The organism is Gabonia massiliensis (assembly GCF_001403595.1).
Classification (GTDB): domain Bacteria; phylum Bacteroidota; class Bacteroidia; order Bacteroidales; family Coprobacteraceae; genus Coprobacter; species Coprobacter secundus.
Genome location: NZ_LN877940.1, coordinates 1524172 through 1546313 on the forward strand (window position 1 = coordinate 1524172; position 22142 = coordinate 1546313).

The following is a 22142-nucleotide window of genomic DNA, read 5'->3' on the forward strand; positions in this document are numbered from 1 at the left end:
ACCGTGATTTGATAATTCCTGGCACTCTTCTTTTCCGATCATAGCTCCCTCATTGTTCTCTTTCACTTTTTCGTTTCCTCACAGCGGTACGTCGATGAATCCTACATTATTTTGGTTTGCCCAGCGGGAACATGATTCTTCGCTTTTATGGATAGAGCGGCAGCAGATAGAACGGGCTACGTCATTTTCGTACCGTTTACTTCCTTTTTTATTATTATGGGCTTCTGAAGTCGGTTCGATAGATGTGGTTGCCCCCCGTAAAAATGTATGGGTGGCTCGTAATGCAAATGCTGTGGCTGTGATGCGTACATCATGGAGTAATCGGGATGCTATTTATGTCGGTGTGAAGGGAGGCTCTCCGGCGGAGAGTCATGGACATATGGACGTAGGGTCGTTTGTTTTGGAGGCTCAAGGGGTACGTTGGGGAATAGACCTGGGTATGCAGGATTATAATTCGCTGGAGTCTTATGGTCTTTCGATTTTCGGGACGGAACAGGATTCGGAACGTTGGAAGGTATTTCGTATGAATAACTTTTCGCATAATACATTGGCTGTTGATGGACAGTTACAGCGTGTCGACGGGGATGCTTCTTTTATTTCTTATTCGGATAATCCGCTATTTATGAATGCCGTGTTGGACCTTACCCCGGTGTACGAAGGCCTGTTGCAGGAGGTAAGGCGTGGTGTTGCTATTATAGATAATGGCTTTGTCGTGGTGCAAGATGAGATAAAGACATTGAACCGGATGTCGACGGGTGTACGTTGGTCAATGGCTACCCAAGCGGCTGTGGAAGTTGTAGACCGGAATACATTTTGTCTTTCCCAGGGTGAAAGGCGTTTGTTAGTGGAAGTCGTACAACCGAGGGATGTGGTTTTGAAAGTATGGCCTGCCATCGGAAAGTATGAGTATGATGCTTCGAATGAAGGATGCAGTTTGATAGGATTTGATACGTGGATTCCAGGTAATGTATCACGTACGTTACAGGTAAGACTGATACCGGAGTGTTCTCCTACTTCGGGGCAGGATGTGCCTGCGCTGTCGGAGTGGAAAGTAACCAGTTATTTGTAAATATAATAGATATTTTTAATGTGATGAGAAATTTGATTTTTAGTATGATGTGTGTGGTGACTGTATGGAGTGCGTGTACGACACAGGAACCTATGGAGAATGTAATCGAGAGAGGTTTGGAACGGGCTGTGATACTGTCGAAGGGCATGGCTGAAGAGCTGTCGGGGAAGCCGGATTTATTGCCCAGAAGTATGGATAAAGAGGGCCGGTTGACGACTTCGGATTCGAGATGGTGGACGAGTGGTTTTTTCCCGGGAACATTGTGGTATTTGTATGAAGCTACGGGCGATTCTGAACTGAAAAAGTATGCAGAAATATATACTCAACGTGTCGAGAGGGAGAAGAATACGACAGATAATCATGATGTGGGCTTTATGCTTTATTGCAGTTTTGGAAACGGATTGCGAATAACGGGAAATCAGTTTTATAAGTCGGTATTGTTGCAAGGAGCTGAGTCTCTCTCGACGCGTTATCATGCCGGAGCCGGACTGATACGTTCGTGGGATTCTCATGAAGATAAATGGCAATATCCGGTAATTATTGATAATATGATGAATCTTGAATTATTGTTGTGGGCAAGTAAGAATTCGGACAGTACGAAATATAGAGATATTGCCCTGAAACATGCAGATAAAACCATAAAAAATCATTATCGTCCGGACTACAGTAGTTACCATGTAGTGTCGTATGATACGATTACCGGAGAAGTAGAGAAAAAGAATACGAACCAGGGATATGCAGATGAGAGTTCGTGGGCAAGGGGACAGGCTTGGGGACTTTATGGATATACGATGATGTATCGTGAGACAGGTATTGGTCGTTATCTTACTATGGCTGAAAATATTGCGAATTATTTGTTACATCATCGGAACATGCCTGCAGATGGAATTCCTTATTGGGACTTTGATGCACCAGAGATTCCGAATGCCAAACGTGATGCTTCGGCAGCGGCTATTATGGCTTCTGCTTTTATAGAGCTGAGTACTGTAACGAAAGACAAGAAACTTTCGGAGTCTTGTTTGAAAATGGCAGAAAAACAATTGCGGACATTGTCGTCGGATGCGTATCTGGCTGCACCGGGAACAAATGCTCATTTTGTTCTGAAGCATTCAGTCGGTAATATGCCGATAGATACGGAGGTGGATGTTCCTTTATCTTATGCCGATTATTATTATGTAGAGGCTCTTTTACGTTATAAAAAATGGTATGATAAAGTATAGTGCAGTTATGTGAGATATTATTATGTATCCTTATATGGCTGTGTGGATCTTGTTTTTTGATTTTTTTGCCTATATTCGGTAGGGGTGTATGCGAAACGGTCTTTAAAACATTTTTTGAAGTATTTCGGGGTTGAGAATCCTAAGTCGTAGGCGATTTCGCTTATGTTCATTTCGGTACGGGTAGTCAGCATTTCGGCCGCTTTTTTGAGTCGTATGTCCATGATGAAGTTGTTCGGAGTGAGCCCTGTAATACTTTTTAGTTTGGTGAAGAGGGTCGTGCGCCCGAGACCTATTTCGGTGGCAAATGTATCGACACTAAATTGTTCGTTGAAGAGATTTTTCCGGACGATTTCGGTTGCCCGATTGAGCAGTTCGTGGTCTAACGGGTTGGTTGCCATTTGGGGAATACTGAAATCGGGGTCTTCCCGGTATCTTTGTTGCATGATTTTACGATTGTTGATAAGGTTGTTGCATCGGATAACCAGCAGATTGATATCGAAAGGTTTGGTAATATAATCGTCGGCACCTATCTTCAAACCTTCTATTTTGTGCTCAATAGCCGATTTTGCGGTAAGCAATACGACTGGAATGTGGCATGTGTCGAGGTTCTTTTTGATGGTTGTACATAATTCTATTCCGGACATGCGAGGCATCATGATATCGGATATGATGATATCGGGGCTGTTTCGTCGTACTTTTTGTAAACCTTCTATGCCATCGCAGGCTACGTCAGTGTCGTAGAAAGGAGTGAATGTTTCGACAAGCAGTTGTACGAGTTCTTTATTGTCTTCGACGATGAGCATTTTCCCTAATTTTTGGGTGGGTAACTCAATGATATTTTCGGAAAAGGTGCTGTCGGGTTGTATGGACTCTTGTAAATTTTGTATATTTTCTTCTTGTATACGGGTAACGGAGGTTTTGAAATGAGCGTCTCCTTTTTTGAGTTTTATAGTAAAGGTCGTACCGTTCCCGAATTGGCTGTTTACAGATATATGTCCGCCGTGGGCGTCGACGATGCTTTTTGAGAATGTAAGTCCGATACCGGTGCCTTTGTGTTGTGTTTCTGTTTCTTCACACTGGTAGAAAGGCTCGAAAATGTGGTTTAGTTCGTTGGGCTTTATTCCAGTGCCTGTGTCGGAAATGGCAATGTCTACAGAACTATCGGTGTTGGATACGACTATTTTTATTTCTCCGTTCGAAGGAGTGAATTTAAAAGCGTTGGAGAGTAGATTGTTGAAGACTTTTTGCATCTGACGTGTGTCTATCCATATTTTTATTTCTTTGTCGGGGCATTGGGTGGTAAATTTGATTTTTTTATTAGCAGCGTATTCTTTGAAAAGTGCCGATATCTCTTCGATGAAAACAGAAATGTCGGTATGTGATATTTTCAGTTTCATGTACCCTTGCTCCTGTTTTCGGAATTCGATAAGTTCTTCTACGAGCTTTTTGAGATTATCGGCATTTTTGTATATGTTCAGGACTTTATGTGTGGCTGTAGGTGATAGATTGTATGATTTCAACAGAGAGTCGGTTTGTCCTAATATTAAAGTCAGAGGAGTATTGAATTCGTGTGATATATTGGTAAAAAAGCGAAGCTTTGATTGCGTGGCTTTTTCGGTCATAAGCTTTTCTTTTTTCTCGAATTCGAGAGATTGTTTCAGATATAACCGGGTATGTATTTGTCTGTAAAACCAATAGCTAAAACCGGCAATCAAGATAATATAAGAGAGGTAGGCATACCAAGTTTTGTAAAGTGGTGGCAGTATGCTGATGTTGATTGATTTGCAGATGCTTGGATATTCTTTGATACGGGTTTCGAGAGTATAGTCTCCGGGGGGGAGACTGGTATAGGTGGGCATCTGATGGTCGTTCAGAGTAAGCCACTTGTCATTGTACCCTATCAAGCGATATTGGATGTTGAGGATGTTTGATTTTATGTAATTATCGGTAGCAATTTGTATCGAAAATACATTGTAGTCATGTTTGAGTTTTATATTATTGGTAAACGAAATATTTTTATTGAGGATGTTATCCGGGTCAGATGTATTTACTTCAATGTTATTTACATACAGATTATTAAACCAGATTTTCGATGGTTTTATCGGAGTCTGTAACAGGTCCTTTTCTTTGAATATGACTAATCCGGTGACTCCTCCTACGTATATATCCTGATTTTGTGATACGAGGAGCGAACCGTCGTTGACCATAGTCAGAGGAAAACCTCTTTTGTAATCGTAGTTGGTAAATTGCCCTTTTTCAGGGTCGAGTATGGATAGTCCGGCACTTGTACCTAAAAGCAGGCGTCCGGAAGGTAACTCAGTTATGGCTGTAATATTGTTGTCCAATAGCCCGTCCGCTGAATGAGAGTAGTGTGCGAAGGTTTTATTGACGGGGTGGAAGAGGTTGAGTCCCCGGTCCATAGCTACGGCCCATATTCTGTTTTTACTGTCTTGGTAGAGCGATGTAATAATAGTTCCGCTTAAGCTTGATGTATCTGTCCGGTTATAATTGTAAAAAGAGAGTTTATCGAGATGGGGGTTATAGGTGTATAACCCGTTATACGTTCCGAACCAAATGTTTCCTTGATTGTCGCTGAGCAGGCTCAGTATGCTGGGTTCCAATCCATATTTATTTTTGTCAGGAAATGCAATGATAGAATTGTAGGGACGTTCGGGGTCGAATATTCCGAGCCTTTGGCTTGCTCCGATAAGGAGCTTGTTTTCCCAAGAAGTAATTTTAAGATTTTTCATTTTGGCAGAATATGCCGTAATTTGCCCGGTTTTTATATCGAAACGGTTGAGTCCGTTTTCTGAAAATCCAATCCAAAGGCAGTCTCTTTCGGAATCGTAATATATTTCTTTGAGATTGAGTCTGGACAGGCCTTTTCTGTAATTTTTGAATCGGGAAGTGCGGGGAGAGTATGAGTATAGTCCACCTCCTTCTGTCCCTATCCATATAGTGCCGCGCTTGTCTTCCACGAATTTGGTGATGACGGGGAAGTCGAGCCCGTATTTGCCGGGAGGGTAGTATGTGAATGGCTGAGACCGGAAATTGATATAATTGATACCTCCGAAATAGGTGCTGATCCATATCGTGCCTTGAATGTCTTTGTAAAGAGCAGTGATAGATTCGGATGTAAGGGCTGACGGGGAATCTATATTGGAATGGAAGTGTTCGAAGGTGTGCTGTGCCGTGTCGAGTCTGCATAATCCGAATTGGGAACCAACCCATATTTTCCCGGTGTTGTCTTCGCAGACGCATCTTACAGAATCGCTGATGAGGGTATGGGCACTTTGACCTTTGCGATAATTTTTCAAAATCTGTCCTGAACGGTTGAGTTTTAGCAATCCTTTACCTAACGTTGATACCCATAAATAATTTTGTGTATCTTGGAAAATGTGTTTGATGGAGTATTCGGGGATGTAATGGTGTATATTGTTGTTCCTATCAAGTAGGTAAAGACCTTTGTTGGTACATATCCAACAGTTTTGGTCTGAGTCTTCAAATATATTGTAATATATTTGGTTATGGGGATTGTCAAGAATAGCGGTGCGTGTAAGGGTGGGTGATGTACCGGGATGATATTGGTATATGGTATCTCCTACGCAAAGCCAAGTTTGGTTTTTCCCCTGATATATAGCCGAGACATTGTTTTTTATGATTGTAGTGAATGTCTCGGTCTGCATATCGAATTTTATGAAAGATTGATGGGTCCGTAAATAAAGATGCCCGTTTTTATCCCCAGTAATGTTATTGATTAGCGAGATGTTCAGTTGCTTATCTTTTTGAGTATTGGAACGATATGTTTTTATTTTATTGCCGTCATAACAATTGAGGCCGGCACGGGTTGCAAACCACATACGACCGATTTCATCCTGATATATGTCGTTGGCGGAAATATGGGACAATCCATCGTTTGTCGTAATGTGATTGAACCAGTATTGTTGACTATATGTCTGTCCTATATAAAAATACAGCAATAATGTGCAGAATATAAATCTTTTCATATTTTCATGGTATGAAACTGACAAAATGCAAATTTATAAAAATCCTGTACGGGTTTGAATGGTACAGAGAGTATGCAAAGTTAGTAATTTTTTTACTTTTTTGGTTGACAAGAGTCGTTATTGGACATTTATTATTACTTTTGGATGTGAAAAGGGATTGGTGCCATGATAATGTTTTCTATTTACAAGTATTTTTCGGGCCATCATATAAATGAGATGTAATTTTCTACTATTTAATTATATATCATGAGAAAAAACGTTATGCTTTTTGTGGGTTTCTTTTTGTGCACGTTGTTGTTATCGGCACAAAGAAACATGAATAAAGATTTTGTAAATATACGTATGGTTCCTGACCATCAGGACTGGACGTATAAAGTGGGTGAGAAACCTCGGTTGAAGGTGTCTGTGGAGAAAAGTACTACTCCTGTGGGCAGTGTCATGCTGACTTATGCTATAGGCCCGGAGATGATGGCTCCGACATTGACGAAGAAGGTAACTTTGAAAGATGGTACGGGTACGATAGACATGGGGACTGTGAAAGAACCGGGATTTTTGACCTGCAGAGCTACGGTGGTTGTCGATGGAACGACTTATTCGAACTGGGTTACGGTCGGTTTTGAGCCGGAGAAGATACAGCCTACTGTGCCTTATCCGAAAGATTTTGTCGAATATTGGGAAGGGCAGAAAGAAATTGCCGATAGGGTCCCTTTGGATGTGGAAATGCAATTATTGCCTGACCGTTGTACTGCGAAGGTGAATGTGTATGAGGTTAGTTATGCTGTAAATAAGAGCGGTGCTCGATTTTACGGGATTTTGTGTATACCTAAGGCTGAAGGTAAATATCCGGCAGTATTGCATGTTCCGGGAGCAGGGGTGCGCCCGTATAATGGTGTGATAGATATGGCAGAGAAGGGTATTATTACGTTGCAAGTCGGTATCCACGGTATTCCGGTGACATATCCCGACCGGTTGTATCGGGATTTGAGAACAGGAATATTGCAGAGTTATAATACCTATAATTTAGACCAGAGAGATAATTATTATTATAATCGGGTTTATATTGGTTGTAAAAGGGGGGTGGATGTTATTTTCTCGTTGCCTCAGTTCGACGGTGAGCGGGTGGCCGTTACAGGAGGCAGCCAAGGGGGAGCGTTATCGGTTGTTGTTGCTGCCCTTGACTCTCGTATCAAATGCTTGTCGGCTTTTTATCCTGCATTGAGCGATATGACGGGATATTTGCATAATCGTGCAGGTGGATGGCCTCATATGCTTCGTAATGCGGAGACTGTGAATCGGGCGAATAATACCAAAGAGAAGCTGGAGACAATCAGTTATTATGATGTTGTCAACTTTGCCCGCCAGCTCAAAGTACCGGTGTTTTTTTCTTGGGGATATAATGACCAGGTGTGTCCTCCTACTTCTACCTATTCGGTATATAATGTAGTGACGGCTCCTAAGCACTTGATGCTTATGCAAGAAACGGCGCATTGGGCTTATCCTGAGCAGTATCGTGCCGGGAACGATTTTATATTGAAGCAGTTTAATCTGAAATGAGGAATTTGTTGTATTGCAAACACGGTATTTGAAGACAAAAGGCGGATAAATATCTGCCTTTTGTCGTTTTTTTATAACTTTGCCGACGTAGAAGTATAAAATCAATTTTGTATGCCATTAAATATTCCGGTCAATTTGCCTGCAGTCGAGCTGCTGAAGAATGAAAATATTTTTGTGATGGATGACTTACGGGCGTCTTCTCAGGATATACGTCCGTTGCGTATTGTTATTCTTAATTTGATGCCGTTGAAAATAACGACCGAGACGGACTTGATACGGTTGTTGTCGAATACGCCATTGCAGGTAGAAATTGATTTTCTGAAAACGGCATGTCATACTTCTAAAAATACACCGGTGGAACATATGCAGATGTTCTATAAGGAGTTTGACAGGGTTCGTAACGAGACTTATGATGGTATGATAATAACGGGTGCACCGGTAGAATTGATGGATTTCGAAGAGGTGGATTATTGGGATGAGGTAACGGAAATTTTTGATTGGGCTCGTACGCATGTTACTTCTACTTTATATATTTGCTGGGCGGCTCAGGCAGGCTTATACCATTTTTACGGTGTTCCGAAGTATAAACTGGGGAAAAAGATGTTCGGAGTATTCAAACATAAGGTGAATGATGTGCAGAATCCTATTTTTCGAGGGTTTGATGATGAGTTTTATGTGCCGCACAGCCGACATACAGAGGTACGGGCAGAGGATATACGCCGTATTCAGGAGTTGTCCATAGTATCCGAATCGGAAGAGTCGGGGGTGTATATGGTGATGGCTCGCGGTGGCCGGGAGTTTTTTATTACAGGTCATTCCGAATATTCTCCTTATACTTTGGACGGGGAATACCGACGGGACGTATCGAAAGGTCTCGATATAGATTTACCGAAAAATTATTATAGAGATAATAATCCGGAAAAGGAACCTGTTGTGCGTTGGAGGGGACATGCGAACTTGCTGTTCTCGAACTGGCTCAACTATTTTGTATATCAACAGACACCTTACGATATCAGGGAGATAAAATGACGGTACGACGTAAGATAGAGTTGTTGTCTCCCGCGAAAAATGTGGATATCGGGATAGAGGCTATAAACCACGGTGCGGATGCGGTGTATATCGGGGCTCCGAGATTTGGTGCCCGGGCTTCTGCGGGGAATAGTGTGGAAGATATCGAGCGTTTGGCAGCTTATGCTCATAGCTTCGGAACTCGTGTATATGTGGCATTGAATACGATATTGCGTGATGATGAGCTGGAGGAGGCAAGGACGATTGTGTATGAGTTGTATAATGCGGGGGCGGATGCTTTGATTGTGCAGGATATGGGTCTTTTGCAGTTGGATTTGCCACCTATTGCTTTACATGCGAGTACACAGACCGATAATCGTACGGTGGAGAAAGTCCGTTTTCTGGCTGATGCGGGTTTTTCCCAGGTAGTTTTGGCTCGGGAACTTTCTTTGCAGCAGATAAGGGATATACATCGGGCTGTGGATGTGCCTTTGGAGGTATTTGTACATGGTGCGTTGTGTGTAAGTTACAGTGGACAGTGCTATATGAGTGCTGCTGCTTGTGGGCGGAGTGCCAACCGAGGGGAGTGTGCACAATATTGCCGTCTGCCTTATACATTGACTGATGCCGATGGCCGGGTATTGGTGCGGGATAAGCATTTGCTATCCTTGAAGGACTTGAACCAAAGTGACCGGCTGGAGGACTTGCTGGATGCGGGAGTTTCGTCATTGAAGATTGAGGGGCGACTTAAAGAGTTGTCGTATGTGAAAAATGTTACGGCTTATTATCGTCTTCGGTTGGATGAGATTTTTAAGCGACGGAGGGAGTTTGCCCGGTCTTCGGATGGTCATACGGAGTTATTTTTTACACCGGATGTATCGAAGAGTTTCAACAGGAGTTTTACCCATTATTTTTTGGATGGACGGACTTCGGAAGCTATCATTTCGCCGGATACGCCGAAATCGGTGGGTGAGTTTGTAGGGGTGGTCAAGAGTGTCGCCGACCGTTTTATTACTGTGTCGGGTGTACATTCTTTCAGTAATGGTGACGGTATCGGTTTTATCAATAGAAAGGGTGTCTTTGAAGGTTTCCGAGTAAATAGGGTGGAAGGGAATCGTTTGTTCCCGGGGCAAATGCCAGATATATCTCCAAAGACTCGGTTATATAGGAATTATAATCATGAGTTTGAGAAGGCTCTGAGCCGGAAGTCTGCTGAAAGATTCTTGTATGTGGATATAACACTTTATGATACGGCCTTCGGCTTTGCTTTGGAGATGACAGATGAGACCGGGGTACAGGCTACGATGTCGTGGGAGTGTACTAAGGAGGTAGCACGAACGCTGCAATTGGAAAATCAACAGAGGTTATTGTCTAAACTGGGAGATACGGTATTTCGGGTTCGAAATATAGAGGTAAGACTTGAAGAAAATTGGTTTATTCCTTCGTCTGTTTTGGCCGATATGCGCAGGTGTGTGGTGGAACGATTGATGCTGGCCCGTAGAATTGCTTTCAGGCGTGATGTTCGTAAGGATGTCGATAAACAACGACCGGTTTTTCCTGTAAAGGAGTTGTCTTATTTGGGAAATGTAGCTAATGGTAAGGCGTCGGAGTTTTACGCACAATGTGGTGTACGGTCGGTACAACCGGCTTTTGAAGTATCGTCGCAGGGAAATGTTCCACTAATGTTTACCCGCCACTGTATCAAATATATGCAGGGCTGGTGTCCTAAGCTCGTCCGGCGAGGTGATGTTCCGAAAGAACCTTTGTTCTTGAGTTATAAGGATTCGAGGTTCAGACTGGAGTTTGATTGTCGTCTGTGTGAGATGAGAATCTATAAGGAGTAGTCTCCGGATATTGTTTTTTATTGTGTGATAATAGAATGCCTGTTTTGATAGTGTAGATAGGTTTATATTCCGACTGTTGCTTGAGAAAGAAAATGCGGATTTTCCTTTGGGCTGTGTGTGAAGACAGAATGCTTGTCAGACATGCTATATTTTTTTGTAAAACTTTTGCTGTTTCTGTGTGTGTGAATCACAAGTATTTAGTACTTTTGTAATTTGATAATGCTAAATTTGTATATATGTCTGAGAACAAGAGAATTAAGACCGCATTAGTATCGGTATATCACAAGGATGGTTTGGATGAAATTTTGAAAAAACTGCACGCTGAAGGTGTGAGCTTTGTTTCTACAGGTGGTACACAATCGTTTATCGAGTCGTTGGGGCTTCCTTGCCAGTCGGTAGAAAGTCTTACGGGCTATCCGTCAATTTTGGGCGGGCGTGTGAAGACATTGCATCCTAAAGTTTTCGGTGGTATTTTGTGCCGTCGTGAGTTAGAAGGTGATTTGGAACAGATAAAGCAATATGAGATTCCCGAAATAGATTTAGTGATTGTGGATTTGTACCCGTTTGAGGAGACTGTGGCTTCGGGTGCAGGCGAGAGTGCTATTATAGAGAAAATAGATATAGGTGGTATTTCGCTGATTCGTGCGGCTGCCAAAAATTTTAAAGACGTGATTATCGTTGCGTCTAAAGCCCAATATGGTCCGTTGATGGATTTATTACGCGAGAAGGGTGCCGAGTCATCATTGGAAGATCGTAAATGGTTTGCTAAGGAGGCTTTTGCTGTGTCTTCGGGCTATGATACGGCTATTTTCAACTATTTTGATAATGGTCAGGGCAGTGCTTTCCGGCAGGCCAAAAATAATGCTAAGATTTTACGTTATGGGGAGAATCCTCATCAGAAGGGAGTCTTTTACGGCCGTTTTGACGAAATGTTTGACCAGTTGCAAGGTAAGGAGATTTCGTACAATAATTTGCTCGATATCGATGCTGCCGTATCGTTGATTGGAGATTTCGATGAGTTGACGTTTGCCATATTGAAGCATAATAATGCATGTGGTATAGCATCGCGTCCCACTTTGATAGAGGCTTGGAAGGCAGCCTTGGCAGGTGATCCTGTTTCTGCTTTCGGCGGTGTATTGATAACGAATGGTGCTGTGGACAAGGAAACAGCTGAAGAGATAAATAAGCTTTTCTTTGAAGTAATTATTGCTCCCGATTATGATATGGGTGCTCTTGAGGTACTGACTCAGAAGAAAAACCGTATAATATTGGTACAGAAAGAGATGCCAGCTTCAAAAAGACAATTCCGTTCATTGCTCAACGGAGTGTTGATGCAGGAGCGTGATACTCATATCGAGAAACCGGAAGAGTTGCAGCAGGTGACGGAAAAGGCTGTTGCTGCTGAAGAAATAGAAGATTTGTTATTTGCAAATAAAATTGTAAAACATAGTAAGTCTAACGCTATCGTGTTGGCTAAGAACAAGCAATTGTATGCCAGTGGCGTGGGTCAGACTTCGCGAGTAGATGCTTTGAAGCAAGCTATCGAGAAAGCTAAGTCGTTCGGTTTTGACTTGAACGGGGCAGTGATGGCGTCGGATGCATTCTTCCCTTTCCCCGATTGTGTAGAGATTGCACACAAGGAAGGTATTGATACTGTGATACAGCCGGGTGGTTCGGTGAAGGATAATCTGTCTATCGATTATTGTAACGAGAACGGTGTGGCTATGGTGATGACCGGGATACGTCATTTTAAACACTAAGCGTATTGTGGAATGCCCACAATGCATAAACTAATATTGAAAAGAATATAAGATGGGACTATTTTCTTTTACACAGGAGATCGCTATCGATTTGGGTACTGCCAACACTATTATCATGCATAATGGCAAGATGGTGGTGGATGAGCCTTCGGTAGTGGCTCTTGACAAGCGTACCGACAAATTGCTGGCCGTGGGTGAGAAAGCCCGCCAAATGCATGGCAAGACGCATGAGAATATTCGTACTATACGTCCTTTGCGGGATGGCGTGATTGCCGACTTCTATGCTGCTGAGCAAATGATACGGGGCATGGTGAAAATGGTGAGTTCTAAAGGCCGTTGGTTTGCTCCGTCTCTGAGAATGGTGGTAGGCATACCGTCGGGAAGTACAGAGGTAGAGATACGTGCTGTACGTGACTCGTCGGAGCATGCAGGAGGTCGCGATGTGTATATGATTTATGAGCCTATGGCAGCAGCTATCGGTATCGGTCTTGATGTGGAAGCACCGGAAGGAAATATGATTGTGGATATTGGCGGCGGGTCTACTGAAATTGCAGTTATCTCTTTGGGAGGGATTGTCTCGAACAATTCTATTCGTATTGCAGGTGATGACCTTACAGCTGATATTCAGGAGTATATGCGCCGACAACATAATGTTAAAGTGGGTGAGCGCACAGCTGAGCTGATAAAGATAAATGTAGGTTCGGCTCTCACAGAACTGGCTGACCCTCCTGAAGATTATATTGTGCATGGGCCTAATCAGATGACCGCTCTTCCTATGGAGGTTCCGGTTTCGTATCAGGAGATTTCGCATTGTATTGAGAAGTCTATCTCTAAAATCGAGGCTGCTGTGTTGAGTGCTCTGGAACAAACGCCACCGGAGTTATATGCCGATGTGGTGCGTAATGGTATTTATCTGGCAGGTGGCGGCGCACTATTGCGTGGCTTGGATAAGCGATTGACTGATAAAATCGGTATTCCGTTCCATATTGCAGAGGATCCGTTGCATGCTGTGGCCAAGGGTACGGGTATCGCTTTGAAAAATATCGATAAGTTCTCATTCTTGATAAGGTAATTTATTTTCCCTTGATTAGCGGAAAGTTATCGTGCTCATTTTTAGGGAAGTGGAAGGTGTACTTGCATTTCCGGTTGATAGTGAGTTAGAAAAGAGGGTATATTTATAGTAAATGTTGCGAGTTGTAAGGTGTAAAATGTATATGAAAAAGGCGTTTTACACTTTATGACTCGTTGTGGTAACGATAGATATTATAAAATTGGGTTAATTATACAGGTGTAGATAGATGCGTAAACTGATTTATTTTTTGATCAGACATAGCTCTTGGCTGCTTTATATGATATATGCGGTGTTGAGTTTTGTGCTTTTGGTCAAGTATAATCCTTATCAGCAAAGTGTGTTTTTCAGTTCGGCCAATGAAGTGGCCGGACAGGTATATGCTGTAAAGGGTGGTATTACGGGATATTTCGGTTTGCGGGAAATCAATCGGGATTTGCAGAAACGTAATGGAGCATTGGAGGTGGAAGTGGCTAACTTGCGCGAACGAGTGAGAAGGCTTGAGGGGGACAGTCTACTGGAAAGACATGAGAGAGACTCGATATTTTCCAATTATAATTTTATTGTAGCGCAGGTAATAAATAACAGTGTTTCTAATTCCCATAATTATATAACATTGAACAAAGGAAGCCGGGACGGATTGCATTCGGAAATGGGTGTGGTGGATCAAAATGGTATTGTGGGTATTGTCAATGCCGTATCAGATAACTTTGCCGTGGTGATTTCCTTGTTGAATCCCAAGTTGAGGCTGAGCTGTAAAGTAAAAGGCAGCAGTTATTTCGGTTCGTTGGTTTGGGATGGGAAAGATGCCCGGTATGCTGTTTTAGAGGAGATGCCCCGGCATGTGAAGTTTGCCAAGGGGGATACGATTATAACCAGTGGCTATTCGGCTGTTTTTCCGGAGGGAATCATGGTGGGTGTGATTTCAGACTTTTCGAAACAGAGAAATGATAATTTTTATGCCTTGCGGGTACAGCTGTCGACCGATTTTAATCGATTGAATGATGTCCGGATTATAGAGTCAAAAGGGCAACGAGAGAAAAATGCATTGGAGAGGGAGGCTATGGGCAATGAATAGGATGGTGTTGACTTACATACTTTTGTTTGTTTTACTGGTATTGTTGCAAGTGACTGTACTCAATGATATATCTTTATTCGGTTATGCAACACCGTTTTTGTATATTTACTTTATTTTGAGATTGCCGTCTTTGATGTCTGCAAACTGGGTGATGTCGATAGCTTTCCTTATGGGGCTGATTGTGGATATATTCAGTAATACACCGGGTATGAATGCATTAGCGGCAACGACAATAGCTTTCATGAGGAAACCTGTGTTGGCTCTGGTATTGCCACGCAGCGACGAGGCTGTATCGATAGTGCCGTCTATTTCGTCATTGGGATTGAGCCATTTTATCGGCTACAGTTTTTTGATGGTTATATTGTTTTGTGTGTTGATATTTGTCATTGAGGCTTTTACATTCTTCAGTCCATTGACGTTGATTTTAAGATTTAGTTCCAGTGCCGTGTTTACATTTTTGCTGGTATTGGCTGCGGATTGTTTAAAACCGGGAAAGAAGTGATAAAGGATTATAATCTGGAGAAGCGTAAATTTGTAATCGGGGGTACGATATTGATTATCGGTCTTATTTATCTGGTGCGACTATTTGTATTGCAGGTACCGGATAATGATTATAAAACGTTTGCCGATAGTAATGCTTTTTTGAAAAAAATACAATATCCGTCTCGGGGGTTGATTTATGACCGTAATGGTAAATTGCTGGTATATAATCAACCGGCATATGATGTGATGATGATTATGCGGGAAGTGCAGCCGTTCGATACACTGGACTTTTGTCGTACGATAGGGATAACTCGTGACCAGTTTGACCGTCGTTTGCAGATGATGAAAGACCGTCGTCTCAATCCGGGATATTCGGCTTATACTCCTCAGACGTTTATTTCCCAATTGTCGGCCGAAGATTACGGCCGGTTACAGGAGAAATTGTATAAATTTCCCGGATTTTTTATTCAAAATCGTATGTTGAGACAGTATGCTTATCCATATGGAGCTAATGTATTGGGAAATATTCGTGAGGCCTCTCCTCGGGATATAGAGAACGACAGTTACTATATACGAGGAGACTATACGGGGGACTTAGGTGTGGAGAAGTCGTACGAAAAGTTTTTGCGTGGAGAGAAGGGCGTGGAGATATTGTTGCGTGATGCTCACGGCCGCATAAAGGGGCGTTATGAGGATGGGATTTTTGATATACCTCCACAGTCGGGAAAGAATCTGAAGTTGTCGATAGATATAGATTTACAGGAATATGGTGAACGGCTAATGGCTAATAAAATAGGTGCTATTGTTGCAATAGAACCGTCTACCGGTGAAATATTGGCATTGGTATCGAGCCCATCTTATGATCCTTCTACTTTGGTAGGACGAAGCCGGGGAAAGAATTATGCGGCATTGAACCGGAATCCGTACAAACCATTGTATGATAGGGCTATCATGGCGGCTTATCCTCCGGGTTCGACATTTAAACCTACTCAGGGACTTACTTTTTTGCAGGAGGGAGTGATAACTCCTCATACGATGTATCCCTGTTATCATGGTTTTGTATCGGGGCGTTTACGGGTAGGTTGTCATGCTCATGGCTCGCCTTTATCATTGATGCCTGCTATAAGTACATCTTGTAATGCTTATTTCTGTTATGGATTGAAGTCGATGGTAGATAGCCGTAGTAAATATAAGAGTACGGCCGAGGCCTTTGATACGTGGAAAGATTACATGGTGTCGATGGGGTACGGATACAGACTGGGCGTGGACTTGCCGAGTGAGAGCCGGGGATTTATTCCGAACAGTAATTATTATAGCAAGATTTATGGTGAGAAACGTTGGCGTGCATTGACGATTATTTCTATTGCTATCGGTCAAGGAGAGGTTCTGGCGACCCCGTTACAGATTGCCAATCTAGCGGCGACTATAGCTAATAGGGGGTATTTCTATACTCCGCATGTGGTGAAAGAGATTCAGGATACGGTATTGTCGGCTGATTACAGGACCAAGCGTTATACAAAAGTATCGTCTGATAAATATAATTATATAGTTGAGGGTATGCGTATGGCCGTATTGGGGGGAACTTGCCGTGTAGGTGCTATTCCGGGAATAGAGCTTTGCGGAAAGACCGGAACAGCGCAGAACCCTCATGGTAAGGACCATTCGGTGTTTATGGGATTTGCTCCGAAAGATAATCCGAAGATTGCTATTGCCGTTTATGTGGAAAATGCGGGTTTCGGGGCTACTTACGGGGTTCCTATCGGCAGTCTTATGGTGGAGAAGTACTTGAAGGGGGCTATTTCGCCCGAACGTCAGTATCTGGAGGAGCATATGTTGAATTCTAATACAATGATATATAGTGGTATCAAGGGAAATTAATATATGGAAGTCGATAGACTGGATTACAGTAGTCTTGTATACCATACTGGTTTTTGCCGGATGGGTCAGTATCTATGCGGCGAGCTATGATTTTGATAATGCAAGCATATTTGACTTTAATGAACGTTCGGGCAAGCAGTTATTGTGGATAGGGTTATCATTCGGTATCGGTTTTATACTGCTTATGCTTGAAGCCCGGATGTATGAGGCACTGGCTTATTTTATATATATTGTGCTGATGCTGTTATTGGTAGCGACTATATTCCTGGCTCCGGATATAAAAGGGTCGCGTTCGTGGTTGGTACTGGGACCGGTAAATTTGCAGCCGGCGGAGTTTGCCAAGTTTGCAACGGCTCTGGCATTGGCGAGACTGATAAGTTCCTATAATTTTGTATTGGTGAAACCTGCTAATTTTGTGCGGGCTTGTTCATTGATATTGCTGCCTATGCTGCTGATTATGATGCAGAAGGAGACCGGATCGGCTTTGGTATACGGGTCTTTGGCTTTTGTGCTTTATCGGGAGGGCATGTCGGGCTTCGTGTTGTTTGGCGGCTTGTGTGCGATTATTTATTTTGTAGTGGGGGTGAAGTATGCTGATGTCTTGTGGGGGATAACGTCAGTGGGTGAACTTTCGGTGCTGGTACTAATAATGCTGGTGATTATCGGAATGCTTCTGGTGAATTATCGGGACTTGATTGTGGCACGAAATATTGCGCTTTTTGTGGCTGTCGCGGGGGCAATATGTTATGTATTGTCTCTTTTGGGAGTAATATTTGACTGGGTATATGTTGCCGTGGGGGTAATTTTGGTGTCATGTCTCTATCTTGTAGTTGTATATTTGCAGATGCGTGTGAAGATAATATGGATGATTATCGGTTTTGCCGTAGCTTCCATGGTGTTTCTGTTTTCGGTAAATTATGTGTTTACGGAGATTCTCGAACCACATCAACAGATAAGGATAAAGGTAGCTTTGGGCATGGAGGAGGATTTGCGCGGGGCAGGTTATAATGTGAACCAGTCGAAGATAGCGATAGGTTCGGGAGGCTTGTGGGGTAAAGGATTTCTCAATGGTACCCAGACGAAACTGAAGTATGTGCCGGAGCAGGATACCGATTTTATTTTTTGTACAATTGGTGAGGAGGAAGGTTTTTGGGGAACGTCATTGGTCGTGATTGTATTTATTGCGCTTATCTTTCGTATTATGTATATTGCCGAGCGGCAACGAACGGCTTTTGGCCGGGTTTACGGTTATTGTGTGGCGAGTATATTGTTTTTTCATCTGGCCATCAATATAGGTATGGTTATCGGGTTGTGTCCGGTTATTGGCATTCCATTGCCATTTTTCAGCTATGGAGGTTCGTCTTTATGGGGCTTTACTATATTGCTTTTTATACTTTTGCGTATTGATGCCGGTCGGTTGGAGAGCTATTGAGATAAAGGTGTTCCGATAAGAAAATGTTGTCAGGACATTTTTGCGTTTCCTTTCGGCCTTTTTTCGTTTTCACTTGTCGATAGCCTGCTATCATCCTCATAAAAACGGGAAAACATCCTCTAAAGAAATTCACAAACTTGACCCGAGTAAAATTTAGGTTTAAGCAAGAGGTTCATTTGTTATAGGGGTAAAATTGTTTTTATTTTTCTTTTGAGAGGTGTGTAATCTTGCTTTTGACAGAATTTTTTTGTTTATTGCTTAAATAATGTCCGATTTCTTGTTTGAATTCTATTTATTTTGCATTTATCATAATTTAATCTGAATCTATTTATTATGCAAGCAAGTAGAAGTTTTAAAGTGTTTGGTTGTGCGGTAGTGCTGATGATGTCTCATTTGCAGGTGCAGTCAATAAATCCGGTAAAAGATAAAATGTATCCGGCGTTTGAGCTGGACGAGGTCTCTCTGTTGGATAGTGAATTTAAATTGAGACAGGATCATGACCTGAAATATTTGGAGACGCTTGACCCGGATATGTATCTGGCACATTTCCGCAGGAATGCCGGAATAACGACAAACAGTAAGGGGGAAGCCATAAATAATAAGAATCATTATCATGGATGGGAATACGGTGGCAGCAGTACATTCGGCCATTATTTATCGGCTATATCCATGATGTATAAGGTGACCGGTGATGTAGCGTTGTTAGAGAAAATAAATTATATCATCGATGAGTTGGACTACATCCAGCATAATCCGGTGTATTCGGACGAGAGTTTGAATAAGGGGGTATTGGTCGCTTTTGACCGGGATGACCAAGATAAAGTTAAAGAACCTAATTTTCTACGTACATTTGATGAGTTGAGAAACGGTATTGTGAATCTTACTACAAGGTCGGACGACCGGAATGCGACGGCGACGAACCCGTATTATAAGACGTTTTATTGGCTGAGCGGTGGGTTATCATGGTATACAAATCATAAGATATATGCGGGAATCCGGGATGCATACCGTTATACAGGGAATGAAAAGGCCAAGGATGTGTTTCTTTATTTTTGTGACTGGGCTTGTTGGGTGACGGAAAATCTTACAGATGAACAATTCGGTAAAATGCTCTATTCGGAGCACGGTGGTATGAACGAGATGTTGACAGAAGCATATGCAATGACGGGGGATACAAAGTATCTTACATATGCCAAGAAATTTAATGAATCGGAAACTATCTCTCCTTGTATCGATGGAAATATGACCCGTATTGCTACTGCAATATCGAATACTCATGCAAATGCCCAGATACCTCAATTTTACGGGACATTGAAGGAATATGAATATACCGGAGAAACCGATTTTCTGAATGCTTCGAAAAATTTCTTCAAGTATGTGACAGAACAGCAGTCTTTTGCAACCGGTGGAAATAGCGAATGGGAGCAATTCCGTACGGCAAATAGCATTAATGCACAGATTACACGACGTTCGGGGGAATCATGTAATACATATAATATGTTGAAAATCGCAAAGGGCTTGTTTGAATATACCGGGGACGAAATTTATGCAGACTATTGCGAAAGGGCTTTGTATAACCACATATTAGCATCTATCAATACGAATGAATTGGGAGCTTTTACGTATTTCCTTTCTCTTGAACCGGGGTATTTTAAAACTTTTTCACGACCTTATGATGCTCATTGGTGCTGTGTGGGAACCGGTATGGAGAACCACGCTAAATATGGAGAGTTTATATATTTCCATACCGATAAAGACATATATGTGAATCTGTATGTAGCTTCTGAACTTAATTGGAAAGATAAGTCTTTCAAGATGACAACAGAAACGAAATTCCCTTATTCTGAAAATATTACTTATCAGATAAAAGAAAGTGACGGTACATCGCGTGCTATTTATCTTCGTTATCCCGATTGGGCTGAAAAGGGTATGACTGTAACAGTAAATGGTCAGCCTATTGAGACATCGAACGTCCAGAGAGGTTCTTATATAAAAATTGAGAGAAACTGGGCAGTCAATGATAAGATAGAAATTGTGTTGCCTTTGACATTGTGGAAAGAGGCTGTTCCAGGATATTCGAAGCGTTTTGCTATATTTTATGGTCCGGTGCTTCTGGCTGGTAAATTAGGTACAGCCAATATGCCTGAATCGGTATTGGCGGGCGGAGAGAATGATTATACCAAAACGACGACTTATGACTATAAGGGTACATTGCCAGTTTTTACTTCGAATCTGGCTGCTGATAAATGTCTTGAATTGACAGACGCTTCTACATTGACATTCAAGTCATTGGCAACAGCTCCGCAGAATGGTATCGAGTTTGTCCCATTGTATAATATTATGAATGAGCGCTATTCTGTATATTGGACTGTTTCTACAGATATGGGGATTGCTCCAGAGAGCGGTAAAAAGTATCGTATTCGGTGGGCCGGTTCTTCGGACGATTCTCCTTTGTATATGACATTGAAAAGAACCGATAACGAAAAAAAGTATATTTCCGCAGAAGAATTGACTTCTGCGGATAGTAAAGATGTACAGGTTTGGCAAATAGAGTATCTGGATGATAGTGGAGTTTTTAAGATTGTCAATCCTCAACAGACAGATTCTTGTATGTCGGTGTATGTGTATCGTGGTGCAGCTGTAGCTCGGGATTCGTCGGTTATATATACTAAATTTAAAGCAACGGATTATCTTTATCGTTGGTCTTTGATTCAAAATAACGAGGGGTTTGCGTTGTTGAATTATAAATACCCGGAGTTTGCGATGGACCTTTTCAATTATGACCAAAGAATACATACTTACGAATCGAATAAGGGTGATAATCAGCGGTTTATTTTTGAAGAGGTTACGGATGAGACAGGTATTTATTCGGTACGGGATGATAAGAGTGTGAATGTCGTGGGCAAAAACGGGATTCTGTATGTATCTTCGATGAGTGGCATTCGTCATATAGAATTGTTTTTATTGTCGGGCCAGAAGGTTCAGGATATATCGGGAAATGACCAAACTTCACTTCAAATACCAGTGTCTGGGCAGTTTTATATTGTTCGTATAATGACAGAGCAGGGGATTGCCGTGAAAAAATGCTTGCTCAGATAACCGGGAAAGTTCTGTATCCGGTATTCGTTTTTCAGTATTTAAATTCAACCAAAATAATTATAAAAAATATACGGGATGATAAAAAGTATCATGGCGTCAGCCATTGTTATGGTCTTTTGTGTACTCAATCTGTCGGCATTAGAGGTTTCTATTACAGATAATTGGAGATATTTTACCGGTGACAGTATTCAGTATTCAGAAAATGGATACTGTGACAAGAAGTGGGATAAGATTACCTTGCCGCATACGTGGAATGCAGCTGACCTTATAGATGAAAGCCGGGGATATCGACGGGCAGTGTCGTGGTATCGGAAAACTTTACAGATACCAGAGGCTGAAAAGGGTAAAAAGTTGATTTTACGTTTTGATGGTGTGGCTATTAAAGCTGAAGTTTATCTAAATGGTGAGTTATTGAAAACTCATGTGGGGGCCTATACTGCATTTACGGTGGATATTACGGATAAATATCGTTTTGGCCTCGATAATATTTTGGCAGTAAAAGTGGATAATAGCAGTTCTTTGGCTGAAATTGTTCCTCCGGTATCGGGAGATTTTTCTTTTGGGGGAGGCATTTATCGGCGGGTATTTTTACAGACATTGAATCCTGTGCATTTTGATTTTGAACCTTATGCTTCGGAGGA

General features: G+C 42.1%; 14 protein-coding genes. 13 read left to right on the plus strand and 1 reads right to left on the minus strand.

Annotation, left to right across the window (positions count from 1 at the left end; translation table 11 throughout):
• Positions 1-94 precede the first annotated feature (94 nt).
• Positions 95-1069, plus strand: coding sequence for a heparinase II/III domain-containing protein (locus BN2628_RS15780; protein ID WP_055099865.1), 975 nt, complete (start codon positions 95-97; stop codon positions 1067-1069).
• 23 nt (positions 1070-1092) lie between these two features.
• Entirely contained in the window at positions 1093-2289 is a 1197-nt protein-coding gene (locus tag BN2628_RS15785; protein ID WP_055099869.1) for a glycoside hydrolase family 88 protein, read from the plus strand.
• 20 nt (positions 2290-2309) lie between these two features.
• On the opposite strand, the gene BN2628_RS15790 is transcribed toward BN2628_RS15785, so the two are convergent.
• Positions 2310-6296: a hybrid sensor histidine kinase/response regulator transcription factor gene (locus BN2628_RS15790; protein ID WP_055099874.1), complete on the minus strand. Its 3987-nt coding sequence runs from the start codon at positions 6294-6296 to the stop codon at positions 2310-2312.
• Between the two features lie 246 nt (positions 6297-6542).
• Between BN2628_RS15790 and BN2628_RS15795 the strand changes: the two genes are divergently transcribed.
• The 11 genes from BN2628_RS15795 to BN2628_RS15845 all read left to right on the plus strand — a co-directional run.
• Positions 6543-7850 (plus strand): acetylxylan esterase, encoded by a 1308-nt coding sequence (locus BN2628_RS15795; RefSeq protein WP_082430192.1) that lies wholly within the window; start codon positions 6543-6545, stop codon positions 7848-7850.
• A gap of 111 nt (positions 7851-7961) precedes the next feature.
• Positions 7962-8879, plus strand: coding sequence for a homoserine O-acetyltransferase MetA (gene metA / locus BN2628_RS15800; protein ID WP_055099879.1), 918 nt, complete (start codon positions 7962-7964; stop codon positions 8877-8879).
• Positions 8876-10702, plus strand: a complete 1827-nt coding sequence (locus BN2628_RS15805; protein ID WP_055099885.1) for a peptidase U32 family protein — start codon at positions 8876-8878, stop codon at positions 10700-10702. Before metA ends, BN2628_RS15805 begins: the two co-directional genes overlap by 4 nt.
• A 236-nt stretch (positions 10703-10938) precedes the next feature.
• Positions 10939-12462 carry a bifunctional phosphoribosylaminoimidazolecarboxamide formyltransferase/IMP cyclohydrolase gene (gene purH / locus BN2628_RS15810; protein ID WP_021930137.1) on the plus strand — a complete coding sequence of 508 codons (1524 nt, stop codon included), beginning with the start codon at positions 10939-10941 and terminating at the stop codon, positions 12460-12462.
• Positions 12463-12514: 52 nt separating this feature from the next.
• Positions 12515-13534: a rod shape-determining protein gene (locus BN2628_RS15815; RefSeq protein WP_021930136.1), complete on the plus strand. Its 1020-nt coding sequence runs from the start codon at positions 12515-12517 to the stop codon at positions 13532-13534.
• Positions 13535-13760: 226 nt separating this feature from the next.
• Positions 13761-14609: a rod shape-determining protein MreC gene (mreC, locus tag BN2628_RS15820; RefSeq protein ID WP_021930135.1), complete on the plus strand. Its 849-nt coding sequence runs from the start codon at positions 13761-13763 to the stop codon at positions 14607-14609.
• On the plus strand, positions 14602-15111 hold the full coding sequence (mreD, locus tag BN2628_RS15825) for a rod shape-determining protein MreD (RefSeq protein WP_055099892.1): 510 nt from the start codon (positions 14602-14604) through the stop codon (positions 15109-15111). The genes mreC and mreD overlap by 8 nt, the downstream gene beginning before the upstream one ends.
• Positions 15108-16970 (plus strand): penicillin-binding protein 2, encoded by a 1863-nt coding sequence (gene mrdA / locus BN2628_RS15830; protein WP_055100637.1) that lies wholly within the window; start codon positions 15108-15110, stop codon positions 16968-16970. Before mreD ends, mrdA begins: the two co-directional genes overlap by 4 nt.
• Entirely contained in the window at positions 16951-18402 is a 1452-nt protein-coding gene (gene rodA, locus BN2628_RS15835) for a rod shape-determining protein RodA (protein WP_055099896.1), read from the plus strand. Before mrdA ends, rodA begins: the two co-directional genes overlap by 20 nt.
• Positions 18403-18735: 333 nt before the next feature.
• Positions 18736-21501: a beta-L-arabinofuranosidase domain-containing protein gene (locus tag BN2628_RS15840; protein WP_055099899.1), complete on the plus strand. Its 2766-nt coding sequence runs from the start codon at positions 18736-18738 to the stop codon at positions 21499-21501.
• A 75-nt stretch (positions 21502-21576) separates the two neighbouring features.
• A partial coding sequence (locus BN2628_RS15845) for a glycosyl hydrolase 2 galactose-binding domain-containing protein (RefSeq protein ID WP_257606518.1) occupies positions 21577-22142 on the plus strand: 566 nt, incomplete at its 3' end.